The organism is Phenylobacterium sp., from assembly GCF_036264965.1.
Lineage (GTDB): Bacteria > Pseudomonadota > Alphaproteobacteria > Caulobacterales > Caulobacteraceae > Phenylobacterium.
This window is the reverse complement of record NZ_DATAPY010000024.1, coordinates 39,807-55,312: the sequence shown is the minus strand read 5'-3', so window position 1 is coordinate 55,312 and position 15,506 is coordinate 39,807. Positions and strand designations below refer to the sequence as shown.

Sequence of the window (15,506 nt, the reverse complement as noted above, 5' to 3'; positions counted from 1 at the left end):
TCGCCAACACCTAGGTCGGGGGCGTCTCGGCCGCCTGAGCGGGCGAAGCCGCCGGAGTGGGCGGCGCCGCCGGAGTGGGCAGCGCCGGCAGGTCGGTCGCCCCGGCCTCGGTCTTCAACCGCTGAACCATGGCCAGCGACAGGTAGCCGTCCGCCGTCAGGCCGCGCGCCTTCTGCCAGGCCCGGAGCGCCGTGCGGGTGCCGGCGCCGACGATCCCGTCCGGCTGCCCGGCGTTGAAGCCCAGCGCCGCCAGCGCCCGCTGCGCCGTCATCCGGTCCGTAAGCGACAGCGGCGTCTCGGCCGGCCAGGGCCTGACCAGAGACGCCTCTCCGGCAATCCGGTCGGCCAGCAGGCCGACGGCGAGCGCATAGGCCACCGAGTTGTTGTACTTGCGGATCACGAAGTGGTTCGGGAACAAGAGGAAGAGCGGCCCCGAGGCGCCGGCCGGCGCGACCAGCTGCGCCTCAGCCGTTTTGTCCGCATCGGACCAAGGCAGGCCATCGGCGCGCACGACGCCCAACGCGGCCCAGGCGTCCGGCGCCAGCTTCGGCCCCTCGGTCATGCTGAAGTCGAAGTCTATGGGCGCGGTGACCTCCCGCGCCCAGCTCTGGCCGCGCGTCCAGCCGCCCTTGGCCAGCAGGTTCGCCGCCGAGGCCAGGGAATCGGCCGCCGAGTTCCAGATGTCGCGCTTGCCGTCGCCATCGCCATCCACGGCGGTAGAGAGGTAGGCCGAGGGGATGAACTGGGTCTGGCCCATGGCGCCGGCCCAGGATCCCTTCAGCTGCGCACGGCTGGCCTGGCCGGTGGCGATGATCCGGAGTGCGGCGATCAGCTCGCCCTCCGCCCAATCACGCCGGCGGCCCTGGGCGGCCAGGGACGCCATAGAGCGCACCACGTCGAAGTCGCCCTGGATCGCCCCGAAAGCGCTTTCCCGCGCCCAGATGGCGATCAGGATTTCCCGCGGCACGCCAAAGCGCTGCTCGATGTCGGCCAGTTGCGGCACGTCGGCCCGCTCATGCCCACCCTTGGCCGCCGCACCCTCGGTCACCGCGCCCTTGATGTAGGTGGAGATCGGCTGGGAGAACTCGGGCTGGCGGCTGTCGCGCTGGGTGACGCGCGGATCGGGCGTCACGCCGGCCATCTCCCGGTCCAGCACGTCGCGCGGAATGCCCGCCTTCACCGCCTTGACGTAGAACTCCGCGGCCCAGGCGTCGAAGACCATGTCGCCGGACACCGCCGGCGGCGTCACGGGACCGACAGTTGGGGCCTGCGCTCCCGGCGGCGCGGCCTCCGGTGGCGCAGACGGCGGATTGGCGGCTGGCGGCGCCACCGGCAGGCGGGCCGGCAAGGGCGGCTTGGCCGCCGGGCTCGCGCAGGCGGCCAGCAGGGCCAGGGCGACGAGCGTGAGGTGGCGAGCGCGCATCGTCGGGAGTCTAGCGGGCGTCGAGTCCGGCCTCAATCACAACTGCGGCGCCGCGACATTGACTTCCCAAGACCCTTTCCGTATATCCGCGCGCTCTTGTGAAACCCCCCGGACGCCAACGTCCGCGCCCGAGATAGGTCCCCGAGAAGTCCGATGAAGGTCAGAAGCTCGCTTAAGTCGCTCAAGACCCGTCACCGGGACTGCAAGCTCGTGCGCCGCAAGGGCGTCGTCTACATCATCAACAAGACGAACCCGCGCTTCAAAGCCAAGCAGGGCTGACGCCTCGCCGATGCAGACGCCGAGTACGGTCGTCTGGCCCGAGCTTGTTGTTTGGGACGTCGGCAACGTCATCGTGCGCTGGGATCCGCGCACGCTCTATTCCAGGATTTTCCCCGATCCGGTCGAGCGCGACCGGTTCTTGCGCGACGTCTGCACCATGGCCTGGCACGGGCCGACCGACTGCGGCGTCACCTTCGACGACAATTGCGCGGCCCTGAGCGCCCGGCATCCCGAGCACGAGGCCGCCATCTGGGCCTGGAAGCACCGCTGGAGCGAGATGTTCTCCGGCCCGATCCCCGAGACCGAAGCCGCCATCGCGGCCCTCAAGGCCCGCGGCGTGCGCCAGTACGCCCTCACCAACATGAGCCATGAGACGGAAGACGCGACCTTCGCCATGAGCCCGTCGTTCGCCCGTCTGGATGGACGCATCGTCTCAGGGCGCGAAGGGATGATGAAGCCGGATGCGGCGATCTTCCGCCTGACCTGCGCGCGCTTCGGCTTCTCGCCGGAAGAGGCCCTGTTCGTCGACGACAGCGCGACCAATATCGCCGCCGCCCGGGCGCTGGGCTTCCAGACCCACCACTTCACCGACCCGGCGGCGCTGCGGCCCGCCCTGGAGGGGTTCGGCCTGCTCTAGCGGTCCGGCGTCCTCACCAGGTCGAAGAACTCCTGGCGCGTGCGCGGGTCGTCACGCACCTCGCCCAGCAGGTGGCTGGTGGTCAGCCGGGCGCCGGGCGTGTTCACCCCGCGCATGGTCATGCAGCTGTGTTCGGAGATGATCACCACGCCGACGCCCTTGGGCTGCAGGATCTCCTGGATGGCGCCCGCCACCTCGGCGGTGAGCTTTTCCTGGATCTGCAGGCGGCGCGCGAAGCCGCGCACCACGCGGGCCAGCTTGGAGATACCCACCACGCGGTTGGAGGGCAGGTAGCCCACATGCGCGCGGCCGATGAACGGTAGCATGTGGTGCTCGCAGAAGCTGACCACCGGAATGTCCTTCAGGATCACCAGCTCGTCGTAGCCGCCGACCTCCTCGAAGGTCCGCGCCAGATAGTCCCTGGGATCGGTCTCGTAGCCGGCGAACAGCTCGCGGTAGGACCGCGCCACGCGCGCCGGGGTCTCCAGCAGACCTTCCCGGTCAGGATCGTCACCGGCCCACTCGATCAGGACGCGCACGGCGGCCTCGGCGTCGGCCTGCGTCGGTGGGGATTTGGCTGGCATGGCTGCACGATCTCCGCGTCGTTCCGCCTCAACGGCTTATCCACAGGCAAGGGCCCTGGCCAGCATGACAGCGCGCGAACGCGCCGATAGGGTCCGGGGCGATCCTGCCCTCCTGCCTTTACGAGTTCCCCATGGCCGACGACGCCTCCGCCCACCCCGACGTGCTGAACCAGGCCGCCCAAGGGCAGCTGAAGAGCATCATCGAGCGCATCGAGCGCCTGGAGCTCGAGAAGTCCGAGGTGGCCGAGCAGATCAAGGAGGTCTTCGCCGAAGCCAAGGGCAACGGCTTCGATGTCAAGATCCTGCGCAAGGTGGTGCGCATCCGCAAACAGGACCGCGCCAAGCGCCTGGAAGAGGACGCCATCCTCGACCTCTACCTCTCGGCGATCGGGGAGATTTGAACCGAAAGCCGCCAGATTCGAAGGGCCGGAAGCCGGGAGGCTTCGGGTCCAACCGCAAGCCGCCCGATCCCAAGGCCGCGGCCAAGCGCGCTGCGCTCAATGCTCTGAAACGCGCGCAACGCCAGGCCGACCGGGCCGGCGTGAAGCTCTCCGAGTGGGAGGGCGAATTTCTGGGCTCCGTCTCCGACCGCCTGAAGACCTACGGCCGCGCTTTCGGCGACCCGGAGAAGGGCGCGCCCGGCCAGGCGCTCTCCGCCCTGCAGACGGTGAAGCTCAAGGAGATCACGGCCAAGGCCAAGGGCGAGAAGAAGGAGTTGAAGCGCAAGCCGTTCAAGCGGCGCGGCGCCCCGCCCGAATAGCCGCTACTTCCACGCTCCGTAGGCGTCCACGAACGGCTTGCCGAGCGCCTCGGCGACGGCCGGGTGGGTGACCTGGCCCTTGAGCACATTCAGGCCCTTGGCCAGGTGCTTGTTCTTCTTCAGCGCGTCCAGGCCCTTGTCGGCGAGTTCCAGGCCGAAGGAGAGCGTGGCGTGGACGAGGGCCTCAGACGAGGTGCGCGGGGCCGCGCCGGGCATGTTGGCCACGCAGTAGTGGACGACGCCGTCGACGGTGTAGGTCGGGTCGGCGTGGGTCGTGGGCCGGCTGGTCTCGAAACAGCCGCCCTGGTCGATGGAGACGTCCACCAGCACCGAGCCCGGCTTCATCTTCTTCAGATCGGCCCTGCGGATCATCTTCGGCGCGCTGGCGCCGGCGGTCAGCACCGCGCCCACCACCACGTCGGCCTTGAGGATCTCTTCTTCCACGGCGTCCTGTGTCGAGTAGCGGGTGAGGATGCGGCCCTGGAACATGTTGTCGAGTTCGCGCATGCGCGGGATCGAGCGCTCGACGATCACCACCTCGGCTCCCAGGCCCGCGGCCATGCGCGCGGCGTTCATGCCGACGACGCCGCCGCCCAGCACCACGATGCGCGCCGGCGGCACGCCTGGGACGCCGGAGAGCAGCAGGCCCATGCCGCCGTTGTGCTTCAGCAGGGTCTCGCCGGCGGAAAACACAGCGATGCGGCCGGCGACCTCCGACATCGGCGCCAGCAGCGGCAGACCGCCGGCTGAGTCGGTCACGGTCTCATAGGCGATGGCCGCGCAGCCCGACGCCAGGAGGCCGTCGGCCTGGGCCGGATCGGGCGCCAGGTGCAGGTAGGTGAAGAGGATGTGCTGGTCGGTGAGGCGCGCCCATTCGACGGCCTGCGGCTCCTTCACCTTGACGATCAGCTCGGCGCCGGAGAACACCGCCTCGGCGTCGGCGACGATCTTGGCGCCGGCTCGCGTATAGGCCTCGTCGGGATAGCCCGCGCCGGCGCCGGCGCCCTTCTCCACGATCACCTCGTGGCCGCGGCTGACGTACTCGCGCACGGCGGTCGGGGTGAGGCCGACGCGGTACTCGTCAGGCTTGATTTCGCGGGGCACGCCTACGCGCATGATCGGCTCCTTCGGGGGAGGTTTTTGCGGATGGGCGAGGGTTTGAGGGCAGGAGCTTCTTTCGTCAAGTGGCGTCCGCCGGCTCGCGCCTAGTCTGGCGTCACGGGGCGACCGGCGATGACATGACCCTGAAGGTCTGGGCGATGCAGCTGGCGCTGGCGGCGGCGGCGAGCCTGGCCTGAGAGCGCGCTTGGCTCGGGTGGTCGGCCGGGTTGGCGGTGGGCGAAGGCCCGGTTGGCGGCGGGGTGGGGTCGGTCAGCTTAGCGTCCGGCGGCGGCGTGGCGTGCGGCGCGCTGGCCGCGAGGCCTTGGGCGCCGGGCGTCGAGGCCGCGTCCGGCATGGAGGTGGCGACGTCGTTGTGCTCGGGGATCGGCGCGGTGTCGGTCTTGTTGCAAGCGTAGAGCGCCAGCAGCGGCAGGGCGGCCAGGATGGACCTTGCGGGGATCATGCGGCTCTCCTCGAAACGGTGTGCCGAGGTCGTGAAACCCGCCGGGGGCGGCCATGGGTCCCAACGAAAAGCGCCGCCGGGCGGACCCGACGGCGCTCTTACGCCACAGAGCTGGAGAGCTCGGTAGACTAGGCGGCGACCGTGACCAGGCGACGGCGGTCGCGCAACATGGCGCCCATGCCGGCGAAGCCCAGCAGCATCAGGGCCCAGCTGGTGGTCGCCGGGGCGGAGGCCGAACCGGCGGCGACGAGGGCGGCGGCGATCGCGGCGGCAGCGAAGAGTGTCTTCACGGGTAAGGCCCCTAAATCTCAGCGCGGATGGCGGGCTGGCCCATTCCAGGACAGGTCCGCCGGTTGCTGCAGGACGCTGCAATGGGGGCGCCAGCGTTCGCGGGCGCAGGGGCCGCGCCTACCTCAGGACACAGTCGGCCAGGCCGTCGCGGCGGATGGTCCCGGCGGCGGCGGTAATGTGGCCCTGACGCCTCTGGATGTACGGGCCGGGCCGGGCCGCCTTCCAGGCCAGAGGCTTAGGGATGATCGCCGCCAGGCGCGCGGCCTGCGCTGGGTTCAGTTGGGCGGCGCTCTCGTGGAAGTTGGCCCGGGCCGCGGCCTCGGCGCCATAGACGCCCGGGCCCCATTCGATGGAGTTCAGATAGACCTCCATGATCCGCGGCTTGCCCCAGATCGTCTCGATCAGGGCGGTGAACCAGGTCTCCAGGCCCTTGCGCACCCAGTCGCGGCCGGGCCAGAGAAAGATGTTCTTGGCGGTCTGTTGGCTGATGGTCGAGCCGCCGCGCAGCTTCTTGCCGTCGGCATTGTGCGCCATGGCCTTCTGGATAGCGTTCCAGTCGAAGCCGTGGTGTTCGCAAAAGCGGCTGTCCTCAGCGCCGATCACGCTTCGCACGAGCTGCGGCGAGATGCGGTTCAGCGGGACCCAGCGGCGGTCGAAGCCGTGGCCCTGAACCATCCGCTCGACCATCAGCCAGGTCATCGGCGGCGGCACGATGCGGTAGATAGCGACCACCAGGACGGGACCGGCGACAACAAAGATCAGGCCCAGGACGAGCGCCCAGCGCAGCAGGCGACCGATCACGCCGCGGCGAGCGCGAGGTCGTCTCCCGGATATTGCCTGCGTGGCCAAGCTGGGATCCTTGCCTTGACCCCTCTTGGCTTATTGGGGCGGGGTGGTGGATAGCTGAGCCGCGCCGCGCGGGCGCGTCAAGCCGGAGCCCTCGCCCTATGGACGTGTCGGAAGCCGTCGCCCGCCGGATCTCGATCCGCGCCTTCAAACCGGACCCGGTGCCGGGCGAGGTGGTCGCCGAGATTCTGGGCCGCGCCGCCCAGGCGCCGTCGGGCGGGAACCTGCAGCCCTGGCGGGTCTATGGCCTGGCGGGCGCGCCGCTGGCCGAGTTCAAGGCGCTGGCGGCGGCCAATCCGTTCGGGGAGGAACCGGAGTACGACGTCTATCCGCCGAACCTCTGGGAGCCCTTCCGCACCCGGCGCTTCCAGAACGCCGAGGACCTCTACGCCACCCTCGGCATCCCGCGGGAGGACAAGCCCGCGCGCCTGCGTCAGCTGGCGAAGAACGGCGAGTTCTTCGGCGCGCCGGTGGGCCTGTTCTTCTGCCTCGACCGCAAGCTGGGACCGCCGCAGTGGGCGGATCTCGGCATGTTCATGCAGAACGTCATGCTGTTGGCGGTGGAGCGCGGTCTCGACACCTGCCCGCAGGAATATTGGGCGCGCTATCCGAAGGCCGTCGCGGGGTTCCTGGGCCTCCCCGACGATCACATGCTCTTCGCCGGCATGGCCCTGGGCTATCGCGACGCCGATCACCCGATCAACACGCTCAAGGCCAGCCGGGACGCCTTCGAGGTTTGGGCCGATCTGCGCGGTTTCGGATAACGGCGTCTGTGACAACTTTGAGATGCACTGGCACAGTTTGGTTATAAGAAAGTTATAATGATGATTTCCAGTGTCCTCGCGGCTAGGACTGGGGTGCTGGAATGTCGGACGGATTTGGGCTGTCGCTGCTGGCCGCCGACGTGCGCGACGACCTCTCCCGCTTCCACCTCCTGCACTATGGCGCCCGGGTCGACGGTTTCCTGATCAGCGGCCACAATTCCGGCACCCACTGGCTGCGCTTCATGCTCAGCGCGGCGATCGCCCACAAGCTGGGTCTGCCGCCACCCGCCTACTCCAGCGGCCCGCACAGCGACGTCTACATCGGCCACGCCCGCCACCGCCGCCGGTTCCCCCAGGCGCCGAAGATCGGCAGCTCGCACCATATGCCCTCGCGCCTGATCGCCTGGCTGGGCGCGAGGAACCTGATCCGCCTGCCGCCTGTGGTCCTGCTGGTGCGGCGGATACCGGACTCGCTGCTCTCCTATTTCTTCAAGTGGCAGGACGCCAAGGCGCTGGGCCCGCTGGACGAGTACGTGGCCCGCCAGCCCCGCGCCCAGGGCGTCGACCTCTGGTGGTTCATCCGCTTCTTCAACCGCTGGGGCGCGCTCAAGCGGGCGTTTCCGCAACAGGTGCTGGTGGTCCGCTACGAAGACGTCGAACGCGACCCGCAGACCTGGGTGCGCCGCATCTGGGCCCACTGGGGCGAGGACCTCAGCGAGGCCGACCTGGCCGCGGCCATGGCGGTCTCTTCGCGGGCGGCTCTGCAGGCGAACCTGGACCCCGAGTACGGCGAAGATATCGCCCCAGAGCGCGCCGCGCGCCAGGCCGTGCAGTACGCCGAGCCGGATCGGGCCGTGGTGCAGCGCAGGCTGGCGCAACATCTGCAGCACGCCTTCGGCTACAGCGAGATCCGCGAGGCCGAACCGCGCACGCTCACCCCGGCGCGCGACCGCGAACAGGCCGTCGCCTAGCGGCCCTGGAAGTCCGCCGGGCGCTTTTCCAGGAACGAGGTCATCCCCTCGCGGAAGTCTTGAGTGCGCACCAGCTGCAGGAACTGCAGATAGACGTGGTGGACGTGGTCGTTAAAGCCCTCGGCCATCCCCATGCGCATCAGCCGCTTGGCCGACTGCACCGCCAGCGGCGCGTTGGCGGCAATCTCGGCGGCCACGGCGCGGGCGCGGGCCATCAGCTCGGCGTCGGGGACCACCTCATTGGCCAGGCCCAGCGCCAGGCTTTCGGCGGCCGAGAGCGTGCGGCCGGTGAAGATCACCTCGGCGGCCTTCGCCCAGCCCAGCAGGCGCGGCAGGATCCAGGTGCCGCCGCTCTCCGGCACGACGCCCCGCTTCACGAACGCGGCGGCCAGCTTCGAGCTCTCACCCATGATGCGGATGTCGCAACCGAGCGCGGTGTCCATGCCGTAGCCGGCCGCAGCCCCGTTCAGGGCGCAGATGGTCGGCTTGTCCATGGCGAACAGCACCGTCGGCGGGGCGGTCTTGAGATCGAGGTTCACCGACGGGGCGGCGGCTGACTGTTCCGAGCCGATGCCGGAGCCCTGGGTGGCGTCCACCAGGTCGAGGCCGACGCAGAAGGCGCGGCCGGCGCCGGTGAGGATCACCACGCGGACCTTCGGGTCGGCGTTGGCCTTGAGCAGCAGCTCGCTGAGGCGCGCCAGCATCGGGCCGGAGATGGCGTTCATCCGCTCGGGCCGGTTCAGGGTGATGGTGGCGATCCCGTCCGCCGCCTCATAGAGCACCTCGGCCGCCGTTTCGGCCGCGGGCCGTTCCAGGGTCTCGCTCATGGCATCCTCCGTAAGGGTGGCCAGCAGCTAACGCCCCCGCCGCCGGGGCAGGCAAGCGCCTTCGGACCTGTCGCGCCGCCGGCCGAGGATGAACGAAGGCGGGCCGTGGGCGTTCAGGTCGCCATCTGGGGAGAAGGCCCAGCCTTTTGCTGTGTCCACCAAAGGGAGTTCGAGATGAAACGCGTGCTTACAGCCGCCCTGGCCGCCGTCGTCACCCTGACCGCCGCCGGCGCCGCCCTGGCTCAGCCGCCCGGCTACGTCCGCCACGACGAATGGAAGCACGGCTATCAAATGCGCCACGAGGACTGGGATCGGGGCGCTCGCCTCGACTGGCGCGCCCACCACCTGCGCCATCCGCCGCGCGGCTATGAATGGCGCGAAGTGGACGGCAACTACGTCCTGGCGGCCGCCGCGACGGGCGTGATCGCCTCACTGATCGCCAACAACCACTGAGGCGGCGGCGGGGGCCGCTTAGGCGACCTCCGCCACGCCCGCCGCGCCGTCCTCGCACCCCCAGGCCACGCGTCTGGCGTCCGGCGTGATAGCCAGCGCGGTGACCGGGCCGCCCTTCTCCGCCTTCAGAGGCGTGATCTTTTGGCCGGCCAGATCGCAGGTCCAGACGCGGCCGTCATCGAGGCCGGCGGCGACCCAGTTCAGCGCCGGCGTCCCAGCCACCCTGACCACCATCGCGGCCTCGTCATAGCCGATCTCGGCGGCCTGTTTGCCCATCGGGCCCGTAGCGCCGGCGAACGGCCAGACCACCACGCCGTTGGCGCCGGAGGTGGCCATCAGGCTTCCCTTGTTGAGGAAGGCCAGGCTCTTCGGCTTGGCCGGATAGCCGCCCATGCGCATGTTCTTCTCGTCGGCCACCCGCCAGCCGTGCAGCTGGTTTTCCTGCATGGCGCTGATCAGGAACTTGCCGTCGGGGCTCCAGACACAGGCCACGTGGCTGCCGGCCCAGGCGAGCTTGGCGGGTTTCTGGGCCTCGATGCGGGCGTACCAGAGCCACGCGCCGCCGTAGGTCGCGGCGGCCAGCCGGCGGCCCTTCGGCTCGAAGGCCAGGTCCGCCACGGATTTCTCATGGATGAAGCTGCGGGAAAACGCCGCGTCGGCCACGTCGCGGACATGGACGTCGCGCCCGGCGGCGAAGGCGATCAGGCCTGAGGCGGCGCTGGACGCCACCGCATCGATCCAGCGGCCAGGCTGGCTGGCGATTTCCAGGGCGCCCGATGCCTGCGACCAGACCAGCCGCCCATCGTCGCCGCCGGTGATCAGGCCCTGGCCGGAGGGGTGCGGCGCGGCGGCCAGGATGGCCCCATCATGCGCCGTCACAGCCTCTCCGCCCTCGAAGCGGACGCTGCCGTCGCCGAGAGCGAAGACGGCCTTCCCGGCCGAGTCGAATGAGACCGCCGTTACGTAGGCGTCATAGGCGTACTGCATGCCTCCCCCTAGACGGCAGCTTCGGGCTTTACAACGTCGCGGCGGCTTGCCAATGGTCCACGGACTCTTAATGACCGGGCGGCGGAACCGCCCCAGGGAAGGGAATTAGTGCATGGGCGCCAAGCTTGGCGGCGGCGGCGGGGGACGCTTCGACCTCGGCCAGAACAGCGACATCAACGTCACGCCTTTCGTGGACGTGATGCTGGTGCTCCTCATTATCTTCATGGTGGCCATTCCGGCCGCGACGGTGTCGATCAAGCTCGACCTGCCGCCGGCCATTCCACCGCCGCCCGGGACCAAGGTGAAGGAACCGATCCTCATCAACATCCAGGCCGGTGGTGGCGTCTACATCGGCGAAAAGCCTACCAGCCTGGCGACCTTGCCGGCGGACCTGTCGCGGACGCTCTCCGCGGACGACCCGACGCTGCCGCCGACGCAACAGCGCGTCTACATCCGCGCCGACAAGCAGGTCCGCTACGGCGACTTCATGTCGGTCATGAACACCCTGCAGGGCAACGGCTTCTACCAGGTCGCCCTGATCAACGAAGAGATCTGATCGCTCCGATCGTTCGTTGCGAAATCAGCCCGCCGGGGCGACTCGGCGGGCTTTTTCGCGGGTCTCATTTTGACATCCGTAATTTTATGACTTTACGAATGTAATATTCCGGCGTTTCCTCGGACGTGCGCGGCGGCGAGTCGTGATCTTCGGGGAGCCGGCGACATGGGAGCCAAACTGTCTTCGGGCGGCGGCGGCCGCTTCAACCTCGGCCAAAACAGCGACATCAACGTCACGCCCTTCGTCGACGTGATGCTGGTGCTCCTGATCATCTTCATGGTGGCGCTGCCGCCGGCGACAGAGTCGATCAAGCTCGACCTGCCGCCCGCCCAGCCGCCGAAGAACAGCGACAAGCCGAAGGAGCCCGTCGTCATCAATCTGCAGGCCGGTGGCCTGCTGTTCATCGGCGAGAATGTAAGCGCGTTGGCGACCCTGTCCGCCGATCTGTCGAAGATCCTGGCCGCGCAGGACCCGACCCTGCCACCCACGCAGCAACGGGTCTACATCCGCGCCGACAAGCACGTCCGCTACGGCGACTTCATGTCGGTCATGAACACCCTGCAGGGCAACGGCTTCTACCAGGTCGCCCTGATCAACGAGGAGCTTTGACGCGCCGCCGCCATTAAGCCTACCGGCGCGTTCAGCATTAATCGCGGCGTAACCTCGTTCGCTCTAGGCTGGCGTCCAAGGCGCGGCCAGAACGGCCGCTGATAAGCGCGAGGCGCAAGATGTGGAATTCGGTGCAGGTGTCGGTTGGGTCCGGGACGGTTCGCGGCCGCTACCGGATGGAAGGCGACCAGCTGGTTCTGGAATGGCGTAACGGCCGGGTGGCCGAGCGCTGTGGGCTGTTGAAGCCCGAGTACGTCGCCACCGCCAGGCTCAAACAACTGGCCGCCAGCCAGCCGCTCGCAGCCTAGCTACGCGATCGTCGCTTCAAAGCCCTCGCGCAGCTTGGCCTCGTCCAGGTTGCGCCCGATGAACACCAGCCGCGAATAGCGGTCGGCCCCGTCGCGCCAGGGGCCCTGGAAATCGCCCTCGAGGATCATGTGCACGGCCTGGAACACCAGGCGCCGGTCCTCGCCGGCCACGTCGAGGATGCCCTTGGCCCGCAGGATGTCCGGTCCCTGCGCCTGCAGCACCTCGTTCAGCCAGGCCGTGACCCGGTTGGCGTTCAGTGGCTTGTGGGCCGTCAGCGAAATCCCGCGGATACCGCTCGCCTCGATATCGTGGCCGTGGTGGTCATGATCGTGGTCGCAGTGCTCGTCGTGCACGTGTCCCGCCTCGCCATGGGCGGGGTTCAGGAAGTCCGGCTCGATTTCCTCGATCCGCGCCAGGTCGAAGGACCCGCGGCCCAGCACCAGGTCCAGCGGCACGTTTGACCGCTGCGCGCGGTGGATCGGCGCCAGCGGGTTCAGCTTGCGGATCGCGCGCTCGACCTCGACCAGCTCGGCCTCGGTCACTAGGTCGGTCTTGTTGAGGATGATCTGGTCGGCGAACGCCACCTGCTCGGCGGCTTCCTTCGAGTCGGCCAGGCGCAGCAGCAGATGCTTGGCGTCGACCACCGTGGTGACGCTGTCGAGCTGGGTCTTGGCGCGCACGTCGTCGTCGACGAAAAAGGTCTGGGCCACCGGGCCGGGATCGGCCAGGCCCGTGGTCTCCACGATGATGGCGTCGAAGCCGCCCTTCCTCTTCATTAGGCCCGAGACCACCCGGATCAGGTCGCCGCGCACGGTGCAGCAGACGCAGCCGTTGTTCATCTCGAAGACCTCTTCGTCGGCCCCCACGATCAGGTCGTTGTCGATGCCGACCTCGCCGAACTCATTGACGATCACGGCGTAGCGCTTGCCGTGGTCCTCGGAGAGGATGCGGTTCAGGAGCGTGGTCTTCCCGGCGCCCAGATAACCGGTGAGCACGGTGACAGGCGTCTTCTTGTGCGCGGCGATGTCGTTCATGGCCGTCATCTAGGGGCCGCTCAGCCCTTGAGCAATGCCGAGGCGATCTTCTCACCCGTCATGGGCAGCTCGCGGATGCGGGCGCCGAGAGCGTGGGCGACGGCGTTGCCGATGGCCGCCATCACCGGCCCCTGGCTGACTTCGCCCAGGCCGCAGGGCCGCTGGTCGCGGGTGTCGATCAGCTCAATCTCGATGGGCGGGACCTCCGAGAAGCGCAGGATCGGATAATCGTCCCAGGTGGTGGAGACGATCCCCGCGCCGCCCAGCTTCACCTGCTCCTTGAGGGCCCAGCTGGCGGCCATGATCATGCCGCCCTCGATCTGGTTCCTGGCCCCGTCCGGATTGATGATCAGGCCGCCGTCGCAGGCGCACCATAGCTTGACCAGCTTCACCTCGGCTTCGACCTCTAGCTCGGCGGCGCAGGCCACCATCGCGCCACGGCCGCGGTGGCGGTCATAGGCCAGGCCGAGGCCGCGGCCGGTCCCGGCCTCCCAGCGCTTCGCCCAGCCGCACATCTCGGCGAGCCGGGTCAGGACCGCACGGCCGCGCGGCTCGTTCAGCATGGCCAGGCGGTAGGCCAGCGGTTCCTGGCCAGCCGCCTCGGCCAATTCGTCCACGAAGCTTTCACTGGCGAAGGTATTGGGCGCGCCGCCCAGGCTGCGCAGCGAGGAGGAGCGGATCGGCGTCTCGATTACATGCTCCAGAGTGCGGGTCGCGGCGATCTCGTAGGAGGGCGTGGCGTTCAGCAGGCCGCCGGAGAAGCGGCTGCCGTCCGGCATCAGGCGCTGCGGCGCACGGCGCGGCGGCGCCACATAGCCCGGGAGCGCGCTCTCGGCGACGGCGGTGCCGCGCGCGCCGGTGTGCGGCGTGTTCCATATCTCGGCGGTGTAGTCCACGAGCCGGCCGGAGGCGTCGAGTTCAGCGGCCAGCTCCATCACCATGGCCGTCCCCACCGGCGCATGGCCGAACTCGTCCTCGCGCCGCCACTGCACGCGGATCGGCGGGCCCGGGCGGCGGATCGCGATCAGGGCCGCGTCGATGGGCGGATCGTCGGCGCCGTTGTGGCCGTAGCAGCCGGGCCCCTGGCCGTGGATCACCTCGATGGCCTCGGGCGCGAGACCGGTGATCCGGGCGGCGATCCCCCGCATCCAATAGACGCCCTGGTTGTGGGTCCAGATCGTCAGCTTGCCGTTCTGGTACTGGGCCAGCCCCATCGACGGACCGAGCGAGCCGTGGCTGAGGAAGGGTTTGCCGTAGGTCGCGCTGATCCGGCGACGATTGGACGGCCCGGCCGGCTCGGCCCCGGCGGCGAAGTCCTCGTGTGGCAGGGTCTTGATGGCGGCGGGCTCGCTGAGCGCCGGGTCCAGGGCGCGGACGCCCTCCCAGCGGGCGGCGGCCTCGGCGGCGGCGTGGGCGCGGGCGGCCTTGGCCTCGGTGTCGCAGATCAGGGCGACAAAGGCCCGTTCGATCAGGATGTCGACGTCGGCGACCGCGCTCCGGACGGCGTCCTCGTCGAGACTCTTCAGTCTCGCGTCAGGGCTAGGCTGGCGCAGCACGCGGGCGTGGCGCATCCCCGGCAGGACCAGGTCGTGCAGAAAGGCGGCTCCGAACAGCTTGGGCGGCAGGTCCAGGCGCGGCCAGCTTTCCCCCACGACGCCCATGCGGTCCGGTGTCTTCAGGGTCGCCTCGCCGGTCGCCTCGCGGGCCAGGTCCACGTCGCCCGCCAGGCTCCAGTAGTCGAGGCCCGTGGGCGCGCCCCCGCGAACGAAGGCCCCGTCGCGGACGTCCAGTTCAGCCGGACCGCAGCCCAGCCGCGCCGCCGCCGCCGCGGTGAAGAGCGCGCGGGTCTCGGCGCACGCCATGCGGATCGCCGGGCCCGAGAACTCGATCGACATCGAGCCGACGGTCAGACCCTCGTCGGGAACGGCGCCGGTGGCGGAGGCGACGACGTTTAGCCGGTCGAACGGCACATCGAGCTCGTCGGCGGCCATCTGAGCCAGGGCGGTGAAGATCCCCTGGCCGTACTCCATCCGGCCGAACGCGATGCGGGCGCGGCCGTCCGGCTCGAAGCTGACCCAGCGGTCGAGTCTGGGGTTGGCGGCGAGCATGGGCGGGATCATGCGGCGGCTCCTTGGCGCATCCGCTTCGCCGCCAGGGCCACGGCGTCCATCACCCGATTGTGGACGCCACAGCGGCAAAGGTGCCAATCCAGCGCGTCGGCGATCTCCGCGCGGCTCGGGTCGGGATTGCGGTCCAGGAGCGCCTTGGCGCCGATCAGGATGCCCGACAGGCAGTAGCCGCATTGGCCGGCCTGCAGCTCCAGGAAGGCAGTCTGCAGCGGATGTGGCCTGTCCGGCGCGCCGAGGCCCTCGACGGTCAGGACCTGTTTGCCGGCCAGGTTACCGATCTCAGCCTGGCAGGCCGCGGTCGAGGCCCCGTCCACCAGCACCGCGCAGGCGCCGCACTGCCCGGCGCCGCAGCCGAACCGCGCGCCGAACAGGTCCAGTCGGCCGCGCAGCACGTCCAAGAGAAGCTCGGTTTCCTCGGCCTCCACCGAGGTCGCACGGCCGTTGAGCGTGAATTCGATGGTTCGCCGCACGTCAGTCTCCGCT

General features: G+C 69.4%; 21 protein-coding genes. 10 read left to right on the top strand and 11 right to left on the bottom strand.

Features of this window, described 5'->3' with window-relative positions:
- Positions 1-10 precede the first annotated feature (10 nt).
- Complete coding sequence (locus VHS75_RS02985) at positions 11-1,423, bottom strand: lytic murein transglycosylase (protein WP_329637117.1); 1,413 nt, start codon at positions 1,421-1,423, stop codon at positions 11-13.
- 153 nt (positions 1,424-1,576) lie between these two features.
- Between VHS75_RS02985 and ykgO the strand changes: the two genes are divergently transcribed.
- Positions 1,577-1,702, top strand: a complete 126-nt coding sequence (gene ykgO / locus VHS75_RS02980) for a type B 50S ribosomal protein L36 (RefSeq protein ID WP_111456358.1) — start codon at positions 1,577-1,579, stop codon at positions 1,700-1,702.
- Positions 1,703-1,712: 10 nt separating this feature from the next.
- Positions 1,713-2,339 carry an HAD family phosphatase gene (locus VHS75_RS02975; RefSeq protein ID WP_329637116.1) on the top strand — a complete coding sequence of 209 codons (627 nt, stop codon included), beginning with the start codon at positions 1,713-1,715 and terminating at the stop codon, positions 2,337-2,339.
- Here the strand turns inward: VHS75_RS02975 and folE are convergent.
- The gene (folE, locus tag VHS75_RS02970; RefSeq protein WP_329637115.1) at positions 2,336-2,923 is read right to left on the bottom strand and encodes a GTP cyclohydrolase I FolE; all 588 of its coding nucleotides are present in this window, start codon (positions 2,921-2,923) and stop codon (positions 2,336-2,338) included. The genes VHS75_RS02975 and folE overlap by 4 nt on opposite strands.
- Positions 2,924-3,054: 131 nt before the next feature.
- Here folE and VHS75_RS02965 point away from each other — a divergent pair, with 131 nt between their 5' ends.
- Positions 3,055-3,324 (top strand): DUF2312 domain-containing protein, encoded by a 270-nt coding sequence (locus VHS75_RS02965; protein ID WP_329637114.1) that lies wholly within the window; start codon positions 3,055-3,057, stop codon positions 3,322-3,324.
- Positions 3,321-3,683 (top strand): hypothetical protein, encoded by a 363-nt coding sequence (locus tag VHS75_RS02960; RefSeq protein ID WP_329637113.1) that lies wholly within the window; start codon positions 3,321-3,323, stop codon positions 3,681-3,683. The genes VHS75_RS02965 and VHS75_RS02960 overlap by 4 nt, the downstream gene beginning before the upstream one ends.
- Positions 3,684-3,686: 3 nt before the next feature.
- On the opposite strand, the gene ald is transcribed toward VHS75_RS02960, so the two are convergent.
- From ald to mtgA, 4 genes are all read right to left on the bottom strand, one after another.
- A complete protein-coding gene (ald, locus tag VHS75_RS02955) occupies positions 3,687-4,799 on the bottom strand; it encodes an alanine dehydrogenase (protein WP_329637112.1) in 1,113 nt (370 codons plus the stop codon).
- A 100-nt stretch (positions 4,800-4,899) separates the two neighbouring features.
- Positions 4,900-5,247 carry a hypothetical protein gene (locus VHS75_RS02950; RefSeq protein ID WP_329637111.1) on the bottom strand — a complete coding sequence of 116 codons (348 nt, stop codon included), beginning with the start codon at positions 5,245-5,247 and terminating at the stop codon, positions 4,900-4,902.
- Positions 5,248-5,375: 128 nt separating this feature from the next.
- Complete coding sequence (locus tag VHS75_RS02945) at positions 5,376-5,537, bottom strand: hypothetical protein (RefSeq protein WP_329637110.1); 162 nt, start codon at positions 5,535-5,537, stop codon at positions 5,376-5,378.
- 118 nt (positions 5,538-5,655) lie between these two features.
- A complete protein-coding gene (mtgA, locus tag VHS75_RS02940) occupies positions 5,656-6,339 on the bottom strand; it encodes a monofunctional biosynthetic peptidoglycan transglycosylase (RefSeq protein WP_414694240.1) in 684 nt (227 codons plus the stop codon).
- A gap of 146 nt (positions 6,340-6,485) precedes the next feature.
- Between mtgA and VHS75_RS02935 the strand changes: the two genes are divergently transcribed.
- The gene (locus VHS75_RS02935; protein ID WP_329637109.1) at positions 6,486-7,148 is read left to right on the top strand and encodes a nitroreductase; all 663 of its coding nucleotides are present in this window, start codon (positions 6,486-6,488) and stop codon (positions 7,146-7,148) included.
- 101 nt (positions 7,149-7,249) lie between these two features.
- Positions 7,250-8,119: a sulfotransferase gene (locus VHS75_RS02930; protein WP_329637108.1), complete on the top strand. Its 870-nt coding sequence runs from the start codon at positions 7,250-7,252 to the stop codon at positions 8,117-8,119.
- Here VHS75_RS02930 and VHS75_RS02925 read toward each other — a convergent pair.
- Positions 8,116-8,946, bottom strand: a complete 831-nt coding sequence (locus tag VHS75_RS02925) for an enoyl-CoA hydratase/isomerase family protein (protein WP_329637107.1) — start codon at positions 8,944-8,946, stop codon at positions 8,116-8,118. The two genes, VHS75_RS02930 and VHS75_RS02925, sit on opposite strands and share 4 nt — an antisense overlap.
- A gap of 174 nt (positions 8,947-9,120) precedes the next feature.
- Here VHS75_RS02925 and VHS75_RS02920 point away from each other — a divergent pair, with 174 nt between their 5' ends.
- A complete protein-coding gene (locus VHS75_RS02920; RefSeq protein ID WP_329637106.1) occupies positions 9,121-9,399 on the top strand; it encodes an RcnB family protein in 279 nt (92 codons plus the stop codon).
- 18 nt (positions 9,400-9,417) lie between these two features.
- Here VHS75_RS02920 and VHS75_RS02915 read toward each other — a convergent pair whose 3' ends face one another.
- A complete protein-coding gene (locus VHS75_RS02915) occupies positions 9,418-10,386 on the bottom strand; it encodes a WD40 repeat domain-containing protein (RefSeq protein ID WP_329637105.1) in 969 nt (322 codons plus the stop codon).
- Positions 10,387-10,498: 112 nt separating this feature from the next.
- Between VHS75_RS02915 and VHS75_RS02910 the strand changes: the two genes are divergently transcribed.
- The 3 genes from VHS75_RS02910 to VHS75_RS02900 all read left to right on the top strand — a co-directional run bounded on the left by VHS75_RS02910 (position 10,499) and on the right by VHS75_RS02900 (position 11,859).
- A complete protein-coding gene (locus VHS75_RS02910) occupies positions 10,499-10,942 on the top strand; it encodes a biopolymer transporter ExbD (protein WP_329637104.1) in 444 nt (147 codons plus the stop codon).
- Positions 10,943-11,107: 165 nt separating this feature from the next.
- On the top strand, positions 11,108-11,551 hold the full coding sequence (locus tag VHS75_RS02905) for a biopolymer transporter ExbD (RefSeq protein WP_329637103.1): 444 nt from the start codon (positions 11,108-11,110) through the stop codon (positions 11,549-11,551).
- Positions 11,552-11,670: 119 nt separating this feature from the next.
- A complete protein-coding gene (locus VHS75_RS02900; protein WP_329637102.1) occupies positions 11,671-11,859 on the top strand; it encodes a hypothetical protein in 189 nt (62 codons plus the stop codon).
- Here the strand turns inward: VHS75_RS02900 and VHS75_RS02895 are convergent, their stop codons facing one another.
- From VHS75_RS02895 to VHS75_RS02885, 3 genes are read right to left on the bottom strand one after another with little or no spacing between them, the layout of a single operon-like run.
- Positions 11,860-12,894: a GTP-binding protein gene (locus VHS75_RS02895; protein ID WP_329637101.1), complete on the bottom strand. Its 1,035-nt coding sequence runs from the start codon at positions 12,892-12,894 to the stop codon at positions 11,860-11,862.
- Between the two features lie 20 nt (positions 12,895-12,914).
- A complete protein-coding gene (locus tag VHS75_RS02890) occupies positions 12,915-15,014 on the bottom strand; it encodes a xanthine dehydrogenase family protein molybdopterin-binding subunit (RefSeq protein ID WP_329637100.1) in 2,100 nt (699 codons plus the stop codon).
- A complete protein-coding gene (locus VHS75_RS02885) occupies positions 15,011-15,493 on the bottom strand; it encodes a (2Fe-2S)-binding protein (protein WP_329637099.1) in 483 nt (160 codons plus the stop codon). Before VHS75_RS02885 ends, VHS75_RS02890 begins: the two co-directional genes overlap by 4 nt.
- Positions 15,494-15,506: the final 13 nt, after the last annotated feature.